Below are 16,574 nucleotides of genomic sequence, written 5' to 3'. Positions count from 1 at the left end.
GTCTCTGCGGTTCGTTTTTATAAGAAAAATCTCACGCAAAGACGTAAAGAAAGAGAAGTGTTATTCATCCTTACCTAGTAATATTGATTTAACATGAGTTAAAAAAGCAAGAGAATTGAAATCAGTTTTATCTCGAATATGTTTAAAACTTGCAGATTCACTAACTGATTCATCCCCGATTAAATTTTGATAGGGATCTAACTTTAATTGCATATTCCCTGATTTTTCAGATTTTTCATAACGGGAGAAATGAAACAAAGTTAAACATTGAGTAATTTCATTTTTTAACTTACTTTCATTATCTATTAATCCTGTAAAAATATCCTTATCATCTAAAATTGTACTTTCATACATATTATATAAAGTTGCATAAGACATGACTCCATGATAGTTAACCTCCTTAGCAACCTGTAACCCATTAAATAAATTAAAGAAAATTACAGATTGTTTGTTTCTATCCTCCGCTAAATTAGTCAACTCTAAAGTATCCTGAATGTATAAGGATGTAGATTTAAAATTTCCCACTTTTACTGCATAGTATTTTTCAAAAAACATCGGGTAAATTTTGATATCATGTCTTTCTTTTTTCAAAGATTGAATTACATTTTGTGACATGAAGAATAATTCTTCATCTTTTTCTGCTTGAGTAATGTGTAATGTACTACTGTAGGGAACTTTTGCAATATAAATAAAGTGTCTGTACCCTCTTTTGTAAAGTTTGTCCACATTATCAACTACAACTGTAGGATATTCAAACATTTTTTGATGATCGTCGTAGTTTTCTGAGAAAGTTTTGAAGAGTTGAAACCTTGCTTTGTTGTCTTCTGTTTGTATGGTGATAATTTCACCTATTAAGTTAGATTTTTTTTCATCTACTCCGAAACGACGATCACTTTCCCGACTAGAAACAACGATGATCGCAAGTTTATTAAGTTCCTGAAATCTAAAATTATCCGTTGGTAAGAATGTGAATTTTTTGGGAACTACGGAATATAATGAACTGAGAACATTAGGAATTTTAAAGCTGATTGTTTTGGGGTTTGTAACCACTATCCCTTGTTCATTGCAGCGATATCTTTCATTCAATAAATGAGATAATACTTTGGTTAGATCAACTATAAACTTTTCAATGATTGCAGTTTCATCCGTTTTTTCTTTGAGGTGTATTCTAATTAGTGGTATAAATGGTTTTGCATCTTCTTTTATTTGTCTTTCTAAAATCACATGAAGACAAAGATATGCTAGTAAACTATACACAATCTTGTAAATAAATTCTTGATGCTTTTCTAGCTTTTGTTCTTCCAACCTATGGGGAAATACTAATAAGTTTCTATTTTTTAAGTTGCTTTCATAAAAATTTCTACATTGTTGGTTATCTATTCCTAAAAATATTGCTGGTAAAACTTTAATTCCTGAAGTAATGTCATATTCCATGTCAAATGTTTCTACATCTGGAGTTTCTAAAAAGTGAATTTCGCTAATGGTGATGTTTGCGGGTAGAGTGACAAGGATGTTTGTTTGTGTACTTGGGTTTCCTAAATGAATATATTTTAAACAGTCTTTAAAGTTACCACGCAATGTATTTTTAAATAAAGTATCTCGTTCCGTAATTGTTTCAATATCGTTTTCTAAAATGCTATTTTTGACAGAGATGTGTACCGGATATTGTCTTTCAGGAAATGGTGTTTCTCTTTTAATTAAGTTAGTTAAGACTTCTTTTAATATGTCTACTTTTTTCTGGACTTTAAATTTATCGAAACCTTTTTTTAACTTTCCGAGTAATTCTTTCTTAGCATTTTCATCATCTCCTTTAAATACTGATAATATATCCTTTTCAAATCTCCGTAGAGGATCGTAATTTAATTCTTCTCTTGGATCATAATTTGCTGCTTTTGGATCTTGTGTTGATGCAAATATAAAATAATACAGAAAGGCAATTTTTAAAACTTTGTTGACAAAGTTCTTCTTGTTATTCAAATTCTCTGCAAATTCTTTTATATTCTCTTCACTATTTGGATCTGCGAGGAGAATATCAAGATTTCTTTGAAAAACATTTTTACCTCCATCGGTTTGGACTTTACCATCAAATTTTAATTTTAAACCAAAGGTAAATTCTATTTTTTCTTGGTGTTGATGTTCACTTTCTCCTAAATAACCCTCGACTAAGGGAATAATTGGTAATTTATCATAAGCATCACCACGAGAAAATACTGTTTGCAAATTAAATTTCTCTTGTGCATAGCTAACTTCATATTCTCCATCTGCTTTATTGGGGTTATTAATGTAATCTTCTAATATTTGTAATCTCCTGATCAAGTCTTGTAAATATATTTTAGCTTGGTAGTTTTTAGAACTAGCTTTTTCGTCAATGTTTTCTAGGAGAAATTCTAAATATTTAATTTGTGATAGTTTTTTGAGTTTTCCTAGTGTTTCTTCGTTGACTAGGTTTTGTAGTTGATAAATATCAGACTTTGTATTTTGTTTGAGGTTTTCTAAAATAAATCCTATTTCTTCTCTGTCACTAGAACTTGAAAAGTTAATGTCTATAAAGTTATTCAATCCGGTTAATAGTGCTGTGTAAAAATCTTTTGGTTTATCTACAGAAATTTTAACTTTATGCGCTTTTAGTAGTTGTTTCTGTTTTGCTTTATCGTCTTTTTTGACTGTTAATCTTTGTTTTTGTAAGTTTTTAGAGGGTAGAAATTCATAACTCAAGTCTAATTTAGTTGGTTTTCTATCTGTTTGAAATGTTTGTAAGTCTGTCAGTAAATTTTGGATAAATTCAAATCTATCCATTGATTTACTATTGGGATTTTGCTGAATAGCTAATGTTAATTGATATTGAATATAACCTGTAATTTGTCTAATTTTCTCTCGAAATGAAACTTCAGTACCGGGAGTAAAATTCAAAGTTGCTGAACGTGCTGCTTTTTGGTTTCCCAATGGGTTATGAGGAGTTAATTTAATAACTTCATTAACTACTTCATTAATATCAACCTTAACTCTTTTATTATCAGCAGAAATTATAAATATCTGCTGATTTTTTAATACTCTGAGTATTTTATCTAATAAATCAGTATAATCCACATTTGCTAAGTCTGGATTTATTGCTATTCTGTTCATCTGCGCTTTTCTTGATGGATTTAATATTATACTATCAAAAATAATACATCTAGTCAATTTGACAAGTCAATACGTAAAAATCCTTAAATAAGGTGGAAATTAACCACCTTATGTTTTTGAGAGTTTGTCAAATACAAGACTAAATCAAAGCTGCAACCTTCCCCAACAAACCCGCAAACAAGCGTAAACCATCAGTATTACCTAATGCTTGATCTGCTGCGCGTTCAGGATGTGGCATCATTCCTAACACATTACCTTGCAAATTGCAAATCCCTGCAATGTTATTTAATGATCCGTTGGGGTTTTCTCCGTGATAACGAAATACCACTTGTCCGTTATCTTCAATTGCTGCTAAAGTATCCTTATCAGCGTAAAATCGACCCTCTCCGTGGGCAATGGGTAAAGTGATCACTTCTCCCTCTGTATAACCATGAGTCCAAGGTAAATTATTACGCTCAACTTTTAAGGGAGAGCGATCGCAAATAAAATGCAAATCTCGGTTTCTCGTTAACACACCCGGCAACAAACCAGCTTCAGTTAATACCTGAAATCCATTGCAAATACCGATGACAAACTTACCTTTTTGTGCGTGATTGACAACTTCCTGCATTACAGGGGAAAAACGAGCGATCGCCCCACAACGCAAATAATCACCGTAACTAAAGCCCCCAGGGACTATAATTACATCTATATCACTAATATCCGTCTCTTGATGCCAAACCATCCGTGTTGGTTGTCCGAGTAAGTCTCTAGTCACATACGCGGAATCACGGTCACAATTAGAACCAGGAAAAACTAAAACACCGAATTTCATAAATAAGGGAATAGGGAATAGGGAATAGGGAATAGGGAATAGGGAATAGGGAATAGGGAATAGGTGACAGTAAAGAAGTTTTTACCAATTACCCATTACCAATTACCCATTACCTAAAAAACACCAGTTTGAGATTCTACTTCAATCAAATCAAAACGATAGTTTTCGATCACAGTATTTGCTAACAGTTCCTCACACATATTTTTCACATCTTGATTCGCTATAGCTTCATCGGGTGCAATCGTGGTTAATTCAATATATTTACCAATTCTTACTTGTTCAACGGTTTCATGTCCCATTTGTTTTAAGCTAGTTTGTACGGCGACACCAGCAGGATCGAGAACTGAAGGCCGAAGAGTCACAAAAATTTTAGCTAAATACTTCCTTTGCATGAGGGGGGTAACTTTTGCTGAATGGTGCGATCGCTATCCTATAACTTTTATGTTCCAACTGAGTGAAAATAGAATCACAGACTGGTTAAAGTTAATCTATCAGCCAGCCAATCAAAAAAGCTCATATCAGATATGGTAACTTAAACTAGTCACATAAGATACAAAAAAATTTTTATTTTCCAGTCCCAATCTAAAAGCCAAAATTACTATGAAAGCTATACGTACCCGCAGTCAAGAGCGAATTTTAAACCTATTGAAAAACATCAAACAAGGAATTTCCGCACAAGACATATACATAGAATTACGTAACTGTAGTCAAAGCATGGGTTTAGCCACAGTTTACCGTTCCCTAGAAGCTTTGAAACTCGAAGGTAAAGTACAGGTGAGAACTTTATCTAATGGTGAGGCTTTGTATAGTTTAACCCAACAAGATAAACATCATCTCACCTGTTTACAATGTGGTCTTTCCATACCTATCCATCAATGTCCAGTCCATGAACTAGAAAACGAGTTACAAACCAGCCATAAATTTAAAGTATTTTACCACACCCTAGAATTTTTCGGACTGTGTAATAAATGTCAGGAAGTAGGTGACAGGTGACAGGTGACAGGTGACAGGTAAGAGTTTTTATTAAGGGACTGACCAATAAAAAAATATACAAGTGTTTCTTGTGGTGCGGGTATCTTGCCCGCTAATTATACAGGGCAGGCAGGATGCCTAACCCACAAGATGAGATAATAACCTAGTCCCTATTCTCCAACAAAGAATGAGAACCATTGGGAATATCAGAGACAATAGAACGAATACCTTCTAAAGTAGCAGGTATGGTGCGAGGGTCCATAAACACCACCTTACTACTATCACTTTTACCAATAGTTGTACCCATATCTAAATAACCTAGTGCAAAGAGAACTTCTAAAGCTTTGTGTGCATCTGGGTTAGTTTGCATCCTTTGGGCTATAATTTCTGCTGACTCCGCGATCGCCTGTGCTTTCAAAACCTGCTGCTGTCTTTCCGCTTGCGCCTTTAAAATAAGTGCTTTTTGTTCCGCTTCCGCTTGTAAAATTATCGCCTTTTGTCGCGCTTCCGCATCCAAAATTTGAGCATCTGCTTTACCTCTAGCACTATTTACCGCCGACTCTCGATCACCTTCAGATGTTAAAATTGCTGCCCGTTTCCGTCTTTCTGCGGACATTTGCAATTCCATAGACTCTTGCACAGCCTTAGATGGGATAATATCTCTCAATTCCACTCGTGTAACTTTTACACCCCAAGGATCAGTAGCAATATCTAAATCTCTCAGCAGAATTTCATTAATTTGAGTTCTGGCAGTAAAAGTCTGATCTAACTCCAATTGTCCCATTTCCGAGCGAATTTGAGTTAAAACCAAATTAACCATCGCTGACTGGAGATTTTCTACCTTATAGTAAGCTTTCTCCATATCCACGATCCGCCAATACACCACCGCATCAACAGTAATGGAAACATTGTCACGGGTGATACATTGCTGAGGAGGAATATCTAAAACCTTTTCCCGGATAGTTTGCTTATACACAATGTTATCGAAAAAAGGATTAATCATATTTAAGCCTGGACCAAGCTTTTTCTTATAACTACCCAAACTTTCCACCAAAGCTTCATCACCTTGATTAATCACTCTAATTGATTTGAGGACAACAGTACCGCCCCCAAAAGCCAAAGCAAGTAACAATAAAAACTGACCCATTTTGATAAATCTCCGCAAATACGGTGCTTTGAAAACTCTTATCTGTCACCTGTCATTTGTCACCTGTCATAAAATATTTTCTGGCATTACAATCAAAGTCGTACCTTCTCTACTGACCACATAAACTTTTTGCCCTGGTGCTAAACTGAGTTTGTCATCATCACATCTAGCCCGCCAGGAATTACCCTCATATAGTACCCGTCCCGCCTGACCTGGTAAAATTTCTGTTAAAGTTTCGCCAATCACTGCATCAGAGATTTTTGATCTGCGTGTTGGTGGTTGTAAAAACCTGCGGGAAAACACAACTAAAACCGTGGAAAGCAACAGCCAAAGAATAACTTGTAGCCATAAACTGCTCAAACCCAAATAAGAAAGTAGCGCCACCGCAAAGGCACTAATTCCCATCATAAATTCTACAAAGGCAGTTGGTAACAAAAGTTCCATCAAACACAGGATTATTCCTGCTACCAGCCAGATTAAGGTAAAAGTTGGCATAACGCCATCCCAGACAATAAAAACAAAAAATTTAACCCCAATATTATTTTGTGATTAACTACATCTCAACCATCACTATTTACGGAAAGAAATTTTTGATTTCCAAATTTTTGCTTTCAAGTACAAACCTATCAACAAGAGCATACAAACATATTTGATTCCTATTCTAGTAATTAACATCCCAATTTGATCTAAAATCACCTGAATTTCTTTATAATTTATACACTCACAACTCAAGCTCAAAAATAGAATATGTAGCATAAATCAAACTTTGAGTATTATACTTAAACTTCTTTTAAAATTATTAAATCTTTATAATTTCTGACTTAACTATTCTCTTGACTCAGTGCGGGGTGCAGGGTGCAAAGTATAAAGTGCAAAGTACAGAAATTAGTTCTTCTTCCTCCTGACTCCTGTACGGGCAAAGCATTGGGGTGATAAATTATTAATTTTTGTCCAAGGTTGTTTTCCGAACGCTTCGCCCCTACGACTCCTGACTCCTAACTCCTTAGTTTATACATTTATGATTTCTACTGAACGGATAATTCATTGTATCAATCCCGACTGTGAAAAACCCATTAATAATCTAGGCGATCGCACTTGTAAAAATTGCCAAACACCCATAGTTTACCGCTATCTGTGGGCGATCGGCACAAACGCAGCCAACATACTCCCGGAAACAAAAATTGCCGACAGATATGAGGTAATTACACAGCAAATTTGGCTAGATACCCAACCAGGAAAACCACCAGAAATACCATCAGAACTGCCACCGGCAGTTATCCCCTACCTAAAATTATATCCACAAAAGTTACACATCCCCCAACCCTACGGATTTACAACTTCTACAACCGAAGACACAGAAGACACAAATGATATTCTCTTATTAGAAAATGCACCTATAGATACAAAAGGCAATCTCTACCCCATCATTACCGAAGTATGGGAAGAAGCAAAAGCCGTTAGACAATTATACTGGCTATGGCAAATTCTCCAACTGTGGAAACCCTTATCAGAACTGGGAGTAGCTGCAAGTTTACTATCACCAAATAACATACTCCTTCAAGGTTGGTGTATCAAATTACTAGAACTATACCAAACAACAGAAACACTTACCTTGCAGCACTTAGGGCAATCTTGGCACTCATGGGTACTGGTAGCAAAAGCCGAAATAGCCCCTGGTTTAAGTAATATCATCCAGCAGATGTGCCAAGGTGAAGTAGATTTTACTACCATTAGCCATCAACTTAATCAACTATTACTAGCATCAGCAGCAGAATTACCATTAATGGTGAAAGTTGCTGGGTTTACAGATGCAGGTCTTGTGATGAAACACAATGAGGACAGTTGTTTCCCTAATACTACTGATAAAATAGACAACTATTTAAACCAGCATCTATCAGTAGTTTGTGATGGTATTGACGGACATGAAGGCGGCGAAGTTGCCAGTCAACTAGCAGTTCAGTCCTTAAAATTACAAATCCGTGCTTGGTTACAAGATGTAGCCGAACAAACAGAAATTGTCCCCCCAGATTTGTTGCAGCAACAACTAGCGGCTAGTTTGCGGGTAGTAAATAATATGATCTGGTCACGCAACGACGAACAAAACCGCCAAGGTAGAGAACGCATGGCCACCACGTTAGTCATGGCCATACAATTACCGCAACGTATAGTCACCAATACAGGATGGGAATCAGAAAATACTCATGAACTTTATATAGCTAATGTTGGTGATAGTCGTGCTTATTGGATTACTCCCAGCTATTGCCAACTACTAACCATAGATGATGATATGGCAACCAGGGAAGTGTGTTTTGGTCAAAGTTTGTATCGTCAAGCAATCACAACAGCTAACGCCCATGCACTCACCCAAGCATTAGGAACAAAAGAAGCCGAATCTCTACAATTTGCCATCAAACGCTTTATTTTGGAAGAAGACGGGATTTTATTATTATGTTCCGATGGTTTAAGTGATCATGATTGGGTAGAAAAATCTTGGCAGAATTATGCAATTCCCCTGTTAACAGGTAAACTGACAGTGGAAGATGCAGCACGTAACTGGGTAAAATTGGCAAATGAAAAAAACGGTCAAGATAATACATCTATTGTTCTCACGGTTGTCCGTACTTCCCAAGCCCATTTAGTACCTGTTACACCTGTACCAATAGTATTAGAAACGTCCGAAACAGAGGAAGTAGGGATCACAAGCACAGAAACAGAAAACTTTGAAGCGCAAGCACCAGCAGTAGATTATTTAGCAGAGAGTTCCCTAGCTTTAATAGATTTGAATCTAAGTGAAGAATCAGCTTCTACTCCTGTTAAAGCAGCAAATCGGGGTAAACTGGTCTTAGTTTTAGGCGGATTTTTAGCTTTGTTGGTTGGAGGTACAAGTTTAGGTTTATTTGCTTGGTGGCAACTTCAACCCCAGTCTTTTGGGCGGTTGTGTCAGCAACTTCCCCCAGAATTACAACAATTCTGCCCCCAGCGCCAATAAGCTATATTTCTTGAATGTCAAGATATGGTAAGATCAACCAAGTCAATCAATTCAGTAATCAAGAAAATTAGGTATAAATAATACTATGAATATTGGCGATCGCGTTCGTGTAAAAGAGTCGGTAATAGTTTATCATCATCCTGAGCATCGGGGTCAGGGTTTTGACATCAAAGGATCAGAAGGGGAAATTTTTGCTGTTGTTACTCAATGGCAAGGCAGACCTGTCAGTGCTAACCTGCCAATTTTAGTTCAGTTTAGCAAAAAATTTAAAGCTCATTTACGTGAGAATGAATTAGAGGTTATTTAAATAGTAGTCAGTAGGGGCGAAGCATTCGGAAAATAACCTTAGACAAAAATTGATAATTGATTGCCCGAATGCTGATGCTTCCAGCACGCTTCGCCAACGCCCGTACAGGAGTCAGGAGTCAGAAACCATGAGTCACAGATAACTGATAACTGATAACTCGCTACTGTATTCTTTTAGCGGCGAAAAAACCACCCCATAATATTGAGTTCGCCGCGCATTTTTTCTAAATCTCTACGGTTTTCGGCTGCGGTTGTGTAATACCATTCACAATAACGTTTAAATTCCGAACGAGTCTGAACTTCGTGGTAAAACTCTACAGTTGTTTGGTGAACTGCAAACACTTCCTCAACTTCCGGCTGAGGTGATGGGACTATATATGGTAGTTCTTTACTCATAGGTTATTAGTCATTGGTTATTAGTCATTGGTTATTAGTCATTGGTTATTAGTGAATTTTTCCCAGTCACCAGTCACCAGTCACCAGTCACTCACAACCAACCCCGCAAACCATAAACAAAACGTCCAATATATTCTTTTAAAGCACTGGTAAATTGATTCAAGTTATCAGAGTCAGGGAATAAATTTAGTATAGCGGCTTTGGGAGTGCTGGTTAATTCTTCCAACTCACCCCGACTAACGAGAAAATCAGTGGGTGCAGGAATAACATCAATATTTTGACGCTGAAAAATTTTGAGCGATCGCGGTGTGTGCATAGCCGAAGTTACTAACAATACTTTTTTAATTCCTCGTTCTCCGAGAATTTTCTGCACATTAACAGCGTTTTGATAGGTGTTTAAAGAATCAGGTTCTTGAATAATCGCTTGGGCTGGTATACCCAAAGATGTAAGAATAGTAGCCATATCTGCTGATTCAGGAAAACCGCTACCACGCCAATCAATGCGACCACCACTTAAAATAATTAGAGGTGCTTTTTTTTGCCGATAGAGTTGAGCCGCATAAATCACGCGATCGCCCGCTTCACTTAAATCAACCGTCGGACGAGGCCAAACCGCTGATTTAGTAGCACCACCCAAAACCACAATAGCTTCAGCTTGGGGTATTTCCGTCATGGGGATATTTTGCCATTCTAGCGATCGCACCAGATTTTTAGCCACCCAAGCATTACCACAAACCAATAATAAAGTTAAAGATAGGGAAATACAAACAGCGGCAATTTTTGGACGTTTCCACAAAGTTACCAAAGCCACTATTAAACTAACACAAGCTAATCCCAAAGGATAAAAAAATAGAGGTAGTAATTTAGAAAGATATAGAAACATTATTTTTAATAATTCACGATTTATGTAGATCTAGTAGGAGACAGAAGTCAGTAAAGATTTAGTAATGCTAAACCCCTACATAAATATTTTTATCATCACTACAGTATTACTGTATAACAGTATCACAAGAAAGACAATTTGTCATCTTTTTATCTTGAGGTTTTATCATCAGTTAATATCCTAACAGCTTTTTTTATGACTATAGGTTATGCTGGGCAGTCTGTACAGGATTCAGAATAGTTACTTTATCTTGCCAATTTAACGCTGATTTTTTTCTTGGAGAAGCACTTTGACTTTGATTTTGAAATAACACAAAAGCCGCTACAGCTATTAAAAAATAACCAAAATATTTTTGTAATTTTTTACCATCAATAAATTGAGATAAATAAGCACCAAAAAAACTACCCAAACTAGCAGCAATCACAAAAGATCCGATTAAATTCCAATCTAAATCAACTTGTCCTAAATAACCTAAAAAACCAGAAATTGCATTAACAACTAAAATTAATAAAGAAGTACCAATAGCTTCTTTCATCGGAGTTTTACCCAAAATAACTAAAGCCGGCACAATCGCAAAACCTCCTCCAACTCCCACTAAACCTGTTAATATTCCCACACCTAAACCTTCAGTTAACAACCATAACCAACAATACTGACAAACAGGAGGTTGATAAACTTCGATTTTGATATTTTCTAAGTGATCTTCTGAAGATAATTTAGTGGAATTTTGCAAACTTCTCTTAATCATTAAACTTGCTGCTATCAGCATCATAATTACAAACAGCAGCATTTGTAAATTATCAGTAACAAATGGTAAACCTGCAATTTTTGCCCCTAAAAAAGCACCCAACATAGTAGCAGAACCAAAAATAAATGCTTTTTTAAAATTAATATTTCCCTTTTTCCAATGAGGAATTAAACCAATTAAACTCACAGTACCTACAATTACTAAAGTCATAGCAATTGCAGGTTTTGTTGGTACTCCCATTACATAAACTAATATTGGTAAAGCTAAAACCGACCCACCACCACCAATTAAACCTAAACTAATACCAATTCCCGTTGCTAAAATATGTCCTAATATCCACATCATAATAATTCGTAATTCGTAATTTTTAGGTAAGTATTCAGGATACAGAATAAAGGATTAAGAATTAGAGTTTTCGATTTATTCTTGATAATTGATACAAAAACTTACTTTTGTAGCTCACTACTACAAACAAATATTCTGACTCCTGACTCCTGAATTATTACAAAGAAAAATTAACCACGTTGGTTATAAGGTAACTTAGCTAATAACATACCCATTGCACAGGTATTTGTCACCCCTGCAAATACCAAACCAGCACCCACAAAACCGCTTAAAATTAAAAACCAGGGAGAAACAAAAGCACCTAACACAGTTCCTATAAAAACTAAAGAACCTGCAACTATTTGTACTTGTTGCATAATACTAATAGGAGCATTTTTATTAACTTGAGTCGGATATCCTGACTGTTTCCAAGCAGTAATTCCACCTTGTAACTGACAAAAATCTACAAACCCAGCTTGAATTAATTTTTGTGCTGCTTTATTGGATCTATTTCCAGATTGACAGTAAATAACAACTTGTTTACCAGGAACTAATTTGATTTTTTCTGGTTGAAATTGAGAAAGTGGTAAAACTTGAGAACCGGGAATATTTTCACCTGCATATTCTGAAATTTCTCGCACATCTATTAAATGTACTTGCTGTTTTTCTATTAACTCCTTAACACCAGCAGCATCAACAAATTGTAATTCCTGTTTAGTTGAAGTATTCATTTCTCAAAACTCCTCAAAATCCTATTTACTAAATATTAAAAACTCTGCCATTAAAAACTCTGCGTACTCTGCGCCTCTGCGTGAGAAATACCCTAAAATATTAAACTGCAATAGCATTTCCACACTTTTCATTTGCTGGAACAGCAGCCATCATTTTTTGCGGATTAGGTAAATTTAACCCATTCATTAATTGAATAAAACAGTCCCGATTATGTCCTTTAAATCTAGGATTATATTGCTTTTCTTCCCCAATAGTTGAAACTGTAAAACCTTTATAATCATGTCCAGGATAAACCAAAGTTGCATCAGGAAGAGTAAACATTTTTTGGGTAATGACATCAAATAAAATTCCCGCATTACCACTTTGAAAATCGGTTCTTCCACAACCGCGAATTAATAAAGAATCGCCGGTTAATAATCTTTCTTTGTTTAATAAATAAGCTAGATGACTATCTGTATGTCCTGGTGTGGCGATCGCTTCAATTACAATAGAATCTAATTGTAAAATTTCCCCATCTTGCATTTGTTGATCCGCGCAACTCGCTGGTGCATTTGCTGGTACAACTCCCAAACATCCAGTTAGTTGACGTAATTTACCCGTACCTGTGATATGATCTGCATGGATGTGAGTTTCTAAACAGTAGCGTAGTGTTAATCCTAACTCCTCAATTAGCTTTAGATCCCGTTCTACCTGTTCCAACACCGGATCTACTAAAACTGCTGCTTTTGTTGTCTCGTCAGCAATTAAGTAAGTATATGTACTAGATTCTCTGTCAAAAAGTTGGCGAAATAACATATTTACACCTGAATTATTTACCTAACAAAATGATTATATTGCTATATAGTAAGATAGTCAACATAAAGTTATAAAATTTTTGTGGTTTTTTATGTCAGATATATTTCCGGGCGCTCTTAGTCATGTTGCAGAATATTTCAAAGTGCTATCTGAAGTCAGTCGGTTACAGGTGTTGTGTTGTTTAAAAAATGGAGCGAAGAATGTAACCCAAATCATAGCTGAGACTGGACTAGGACAAGCAAACGTATCGAAGCATCTTAAAATTTTAACTCAAGCGGGTATTGTCAAAAGAACACCCGAAGGAGTCAGCGTGATTTATGAAATAGCTGATCCGATATTATTTCAATTGTGTGATTTAGTATGCGATCGCCTACAAGTGAGACTCGAAGAACAAACTAAGCAGTTAGAGAAACTCAAACTTTAGGAGTCAGGAGTCAGGAGTCAGGAGTCAGGAGTCAGAATAAAGATTTTTCTGTTCCCTGTTCCCTGTTCCCTGTTCCCTTTGATTAACTAAACTGCTCTTCTGCATCTAAATTAAATAGCATTTGCAGAGTTCTCATACAATTACGTCTAGCTTCAACATCTTGCTGTGACCGTAATTGTACCATGGGATCATGTAAAATTTTATTCACTATTCCTCGTGTGAGAGCTTCAATCACTTCTTGGTGTTTTTCACCAAATTCTGACCCTAAGCGAGAAAGTGCTTTTTGTAATTCTTGCTCGCGGATGTTTTCCACTTTATTCCGCAAAGAACTGATAGTAGAGACAGTTTCTAAACTCCGCCACCACACATCAAAATCTGCCACCTCTTCATCTAGGATTTTTTCAGCTTCCTGTGCCATTTTACGACGACTTTCGTAGTTTTGCGCTACAACAGCTTTTAAATCATCCACATTAAAAGCCTGGACATTTGGCAAATCGTTTACATCTGCATCAACATTTCTAGGTACAGAAATATCAAATAACATCAACGAGTGGTTAGGATCTAAAACCATTTCTAACTTAGCACGATCCAAAATTGGCTCTGTTGAAGAAGTGCTAGTAAATACTATATCACTATGGGAAACCACAGATATCATTTCTGGTAACAGATGTATTTTAATAGGTACTTCTGAGAACTGCTTTGCTAATTCTTCCGCACGTTCACGAGAACGGTTCACAATAGCAATTCGAGTTGCACCTTTAGAAATTAGGTGTTGTACAAGTAACCGCGACATTTTCCCCGCACCGAGAATAGCGATCCGATAGGGAGCTAAATTTTCTACCTTAATTTGCGCTAATTCCACAGCAGCGGAACTAATAGAAACTGCACCAGTACCAATACTGGTTTCTGTACGGACTCGTTTACCTGCGGTGATAGCTTGTTTAAATAAGCGATTTAAAGTTGTTTTTATACCATTAAATTGTTGTCCCAGTTTGTGAGTATTTTTCACCTGAGCCAGAATTTGACCTTCACCGAGAACCAAACTATCCAAACCAGCAGCAACTCGCATCACATGAGTCACAGCGTCAGAGTGCATCAAAGTAAATAAATGTTGACGCAAAGATATGATAGGTAATTTGCTGTGTTCTGCCAGAAACTGAGTAACCTCCTGAATACCGTAAGTAATTTCACTGCTAACAATGTAAATTTCTAGACGGTTACAGGTGCTAAGGATAGCCACCTCATCAATATGGGGATAACTGAGGAGATGAGCGATCGCACCTTCGGTTTGAGGTTCAGGAATACTGAGTTTTTCTCTTACTTCTACTGGGGCTGTTTTATGGCTTAACCCCACCACTGCAATATTCATCTTTTATTTCTTAAATTCTTAAATGGATAATTTGTAATGGGTAAGAAAATTTTAGATTTTAGATTTTAGATTTTAGATTGGAGTTAATTTAATCCAAAATCCAAAATCCAAAATCCAAAATTACTTAGTGCAGTTGTACAACCTTGGGTTGCTCATTCATGTGAATAGTATCTACAAAGCGAGCAGTCTTAGACTGGCTAGAAATAACCAAACTTTGAGTTCTAGCACCACCGTGGAAGAAACGTACACCTTGCATCAAATTACCAGAAGTGATACCACAAGCAGCAAAGAGAACAGTTTCACCAGATGCCAATTCATGAGCATCATAAACCTTATCTGGGTCAGTGATACCCATAGAAGCTAGACGATCTAAGTTAGATTGTTTGCTTTCACCGATCAAACCGGTTTTCACAACTTCAGGATCATAGATTAACTGACCTTGGAAGTGACCGCCTAAAGCACGCATAGCAGCAGCAGAAATTACACCTTCAGGAGCAGCACCAATACCCATCAGCGCGTGAATGTTAGTACCAGCAAAACCGCAAGATAAAGCTGCACCTACGTCACCATCAGAAATTAATTGTACTCTTGCGCCAGCTTCGCGGATTTCTTTGATTAAATCGTTGTGGCGTTCGCGCTTCATCACAACTACTACCAGTTCTTCAATAGAGCGACCTAAACACTCAGAAAGAATCTTCAAGTTTTCGGTAGCTGACTTGTTGATATCAACCTTACCCTTAGCTGCTGGGGGTGCTGCTAACTTCTTCATGTAAAAATCAGGAGCAGCAAACAGACCACCTTTTTCAGAAATTGCCAAAACGGCCATTGAACCAGGTTGTCCGTAGGCTACCAAGTTAGTACCTTCGCATGGGTCAACAGCGATATCAATTTCAATTAATTCATCAGGATTGCATTGTGCTTTAGCTTCGGGATTAGCACAAATACCTACTTCTTCACCGATGTAAAGCATGGGAGCGTCATCACGTTCACCTTCACCGATCACAATGCGACCGCGCATATAGATTTTATTCATGCGTTCGCGCATAGCTTCCACTGCTACCTGGTCAGCAGTGTTCTTTTCACCCTTACCCATCCACTTTGCAGAGGCGATCGCTGCTTGCTCCACAACCTCAATAATCTCTAAACCAATTGTATTTTCCACAGGACTGCCCTCTCAGTTGCTGATATTAGCGTCGTTTTTATCTGACCATTTCAGTCTTTAAGTCTACCAAAGTACGGATACATATAGAAAAAAGTTAAGTTTTACTGCTATTAATTATCCCAAGTGGTCAAAATGTTAGAAAATAGCAGTAATTTTGTATTAACCTAAGTTGCTAGTTAAGAATAGGAGGCAGGAGGTTAGTAGCTAGTTACTGTTTTCTTAACCAAGAATAACAAATACTCACATTTGCTGAAAATTTCCTGTCATCTTTTGGCTTTGTGACAGAATTACAGTAAAATCACTGTATGCTACTAGGATTCAAAACCCAACTCAAAGTTAACAAGCAACAACGACTACTACTGGCGCAACACGCAGGAGTAGCTAGACACG

17 protein-coding genes are annotated in these 16,574 nt (G+C 36.6%); 5 read left to right on the top strand and 12 right to left on the bottom strand.

Annotation, left to right across the window (positions count from 1 at the left end; all coding sequences use genetic code 11):
- Nucleotides 1–60: 60 nt before the first annotated feature.
- The 3 genes from PN497_RS21395 to purS all read right to left on the bottom strand — a co-directional run bounded on the left by PN497_RS21395 (nucleotide 61) and on the right by purS (nucleotide 4,329).
- Entirely contained in the window at nucleotides 61–3,123 is a 3,063-nt protein-coding gene (locus tag PN497_RS21395) for a hypothetical protein (RefSeq protein WP_096572033.1), read from the bottom strand.
- Nucleotides 3,124–3,262: 139 nt separating this feature from the next.
- On the bottom strand, nucleotides 3,263–3,937 hold the full coding sequence (gene purQ / locus PN497_RS21390; RefSeq protein WP_096572034.1) for a phosphoribosylformylglycinamidine synthase subunit PurQ: 675 nt from the start codon (nucleotides 3,935–3,937) through the stop codon (nucleotides 3,263–3,265).
- A 113-nt stretch (nucleotides 3,938–4,050) separates the two neighbouring features.
- Entirely contained in the window at nucleotides 4,051–4,329 is a 279-nt protein-coding gene (gene purS / locus PN497_RS21385) for a phosphoribosylformylglycinamidine synthase subunit PurS (RefSeq protein WP_096572035.1), read from the bottom strand.
- Between the two features lie 208 nt (nucleotides 4,330–4,537).
- On the opposite strand from purS, the gene PN497_RS21380 reads away from it, so the two are divergent.
- Complete coding sequence (locus PN497_RS21380; RefSeq protein ID WP_096572036.1) at nucleotides 4,538–4,930, top strand: Fur family transcriptional regulator; 393 nt, start codon at nucleotides 4,538–4,540, stop codon at nucleotides 4,928–4,930.
- Between the two features lie 142 nt (nucleotides 4,931–5,072).
- Here the strand turns inward: PN497_RS21380 and PN497_RS21375 are convergent, their stop codons facing one another.
- Together PN497_RS21375 and PN497_RS21370 are read right to left on the bottom strand one after the other, a co-directional pair.
- Nucleotides 5,073–6,056, bottom strand: coding sequence for an SPFH domain-containing protein (locus PN497_RS21375; RefSeq protein ID WP_096572037.1), 984 nt, complete (start codon nucleotides 6,054–6,056; stop codon nucleotides 5,073–5,075).
- Nucleotides 6,057–6,122: 66 nt separating this feature from the next.
- Nucleotides 6,123–6,551: an NfeD family protein gene (locus tag PN497_RS21370; protein ID WP_096572038.1), complete on the bottom strand. Its 429-nt coding sequence runs from the start codon at nucleotides 6,549–6,551 to the stop codon at nucleotides 6,123–6,125.
- 523 nt (nucleotides 6,552–7,074) lie between these two features.
- Between PN497_RS21370 and PN497_RS21365 the strand changes: the two genes are divergently transcribed.
- Both PN497_RS21365 and PN497_RS21360 read left to right on the top strand, forming a co-directional pair.
- On the top strand, nucleotides 7,075–9,045 hold the full coding sequence (locus PN497_RS21365; RefSeq protein WP_096572039.1) for a PP2C family protein-serine/threonine phosphatase: 1,971 nt from the start codon (nucleotides 7,075–7,077) through the stop codon (nucleotides 9,043–9,045).
- 85 nt (nucleotides 9,046–9,130) lie between these two features.
- Complete coding sequence (locus PN497_RS21360; protein WP_096572040.1) at nucleotides 9,131–9,352, top strand: ferredoxin-thioredoxin reductase variable chain; 222 nt, start codon at nucleotides 9,131–9,133, stop codon at nucleotides 9,350–9,352.
- 173 nt (nucleotides 9,353–9,525) lie between these two features.
- Here PN497_RS21360 and PN497_RS21355 read toward each other — a convergent pair whose 3' ends face one another.
- From PN497_RS21355 to PN497_RS21335, 5 genes are all read right to left on the bottom strand, one after another.
- Nucleotides 9,526–9,747, bottom strand: coding sequence for a hypothetical protein (locus PN497_RS21355; protein ID WP_096572041.1), 222 nt, complete (start codon nucleotides 9,745–9,747; stop codon nucleotides 9,526–9,528).
- Between the two features lie 91 nt (nucleotides 9,748–9,838).
- Nucleotides 9,839–10,630, bottom strand: coding sequence for a YdcF family protein (locus PN497_RS21350; protein ID WP_096572042.1), 792 nt, complete (start codon nucleotides 10,628–10,630; stop codon nucleotides 9,839–9,841).
- Between the two features lie 199 nt (nucleotides 10,631–10,829).
- Nucleotides 10,830–11,723, bottom strand: coding sequence for a sulfite exporter TauE/SafE family protein (locus tag PN497_RS21345; protein WP_096572043.1), 894 nt, complete (start codon nucleotides 11,721–11,723; stop codon nucleotides 10,830–10,832).
- A gap of 170 nt (nucleotides 11,724–11,893) precedes the next feature.
- Nucleotides 11,894–12,433, bottom strand: a complete 540-nt coding sequence (locus PN497_RS21340) for a rhodanese-like domain-containing protein (RefSeq protein WP_096572044.1) — start codon at nucleotides 12,431–12,433, stop codon at nucleotides 11,894–11,896.
- Nucleotides 12,434–12,533: 100 nt separating this feature from the next.
- Nucleotides 12,534–13,229: an MBL fold metallo-hydrolase gene (locus tag PN497_RS21335; protein ID WP_096572045.1), complete on the bottom strand. Its 696-nt coding sequence runs from the start codon at nucleotides 13,227–13,229 to the stop codon at nucleotides 12,534–12,536.
- A 91-nt stretch (nucleotides 13,230–13,320) separates the two neighbouring features.
- Between PN497_RS21335 and PN497_RS21330 the strand changes: the two genes are divergently transcribed.
- Complete coding sequence (locus PN497_RS21330) at nucleotides 13,321–13,653, top strand: ArsR/SmtB family transcription factor (protein ID WP_096572046.1); 333 nt, start codon at nucleotides 13,321–13,323, stop codon at nucleotides 13,651–13,653.
- 82 nt (nucleotides 13,654–13,735) lie between these two features.
- On the opposite strand, the gene PN497_RS21325 is transcribed toward PN497_RS21330, so the two are convergent.
- The gene (locus tag PN497_RS21325; protein ID WP_096572047.1) at nucleotides 13,736–15,022 is read right to left on the bottom strand and encodes a glutamyl-tRNA reductase; all 1,287 of its coding nucleotides are present in this window, start codon (nucleotides 15,020–15,022) and stop codon (nucleotides 13,736–13,738) included.
- A gap of 124 nt (nucleotides 15,023–15,146) precedes the next feature.
- Nucleotides 15,147–16,184 (bottom strand): class II fructose-bisphosphatase, encoded by a 1,038-nt coding sequence (gene glpX / locus PN497_RS21320; protein WP_096572048.1) that lies wholly within the window; start codon nucleotides 16,182–16,184, stop codon nucleotides 15,147–15,149.
- 305 nt (nucleotides 16,185–16,489) lie between these two features.
- On the opposite strand from glpX, the gene PN497_RS21315 reads away from it, so the two are divergent.
- A partial coding sequence (locus PN497_RS21315) for a helix-turn-helix domain-containing protein (RefSeq protein ID WP_272110135.1) occupies nucleotides 16,490–16,574 on the top strand: 85 nt, incomplete at its 3' end.

It is taken from the genome of Sphaerospermopsis kisseleviana CS-549 (genome assembly GCF_028329225.1).
Classification (GTDB): domain Bacteria; phylum Cyanobacteriota; class Cyanobacteriia; order Cyanobacteriales; family Nostocaceae; genus Sphaerospermopsis; species Sphaerospermopsis kisseleviana.
The sequence above is the reverse complement of the archived record's forward strand: the minus strand, read 5'-3'. Positions and strand labels throughout refer to the sequence as shown.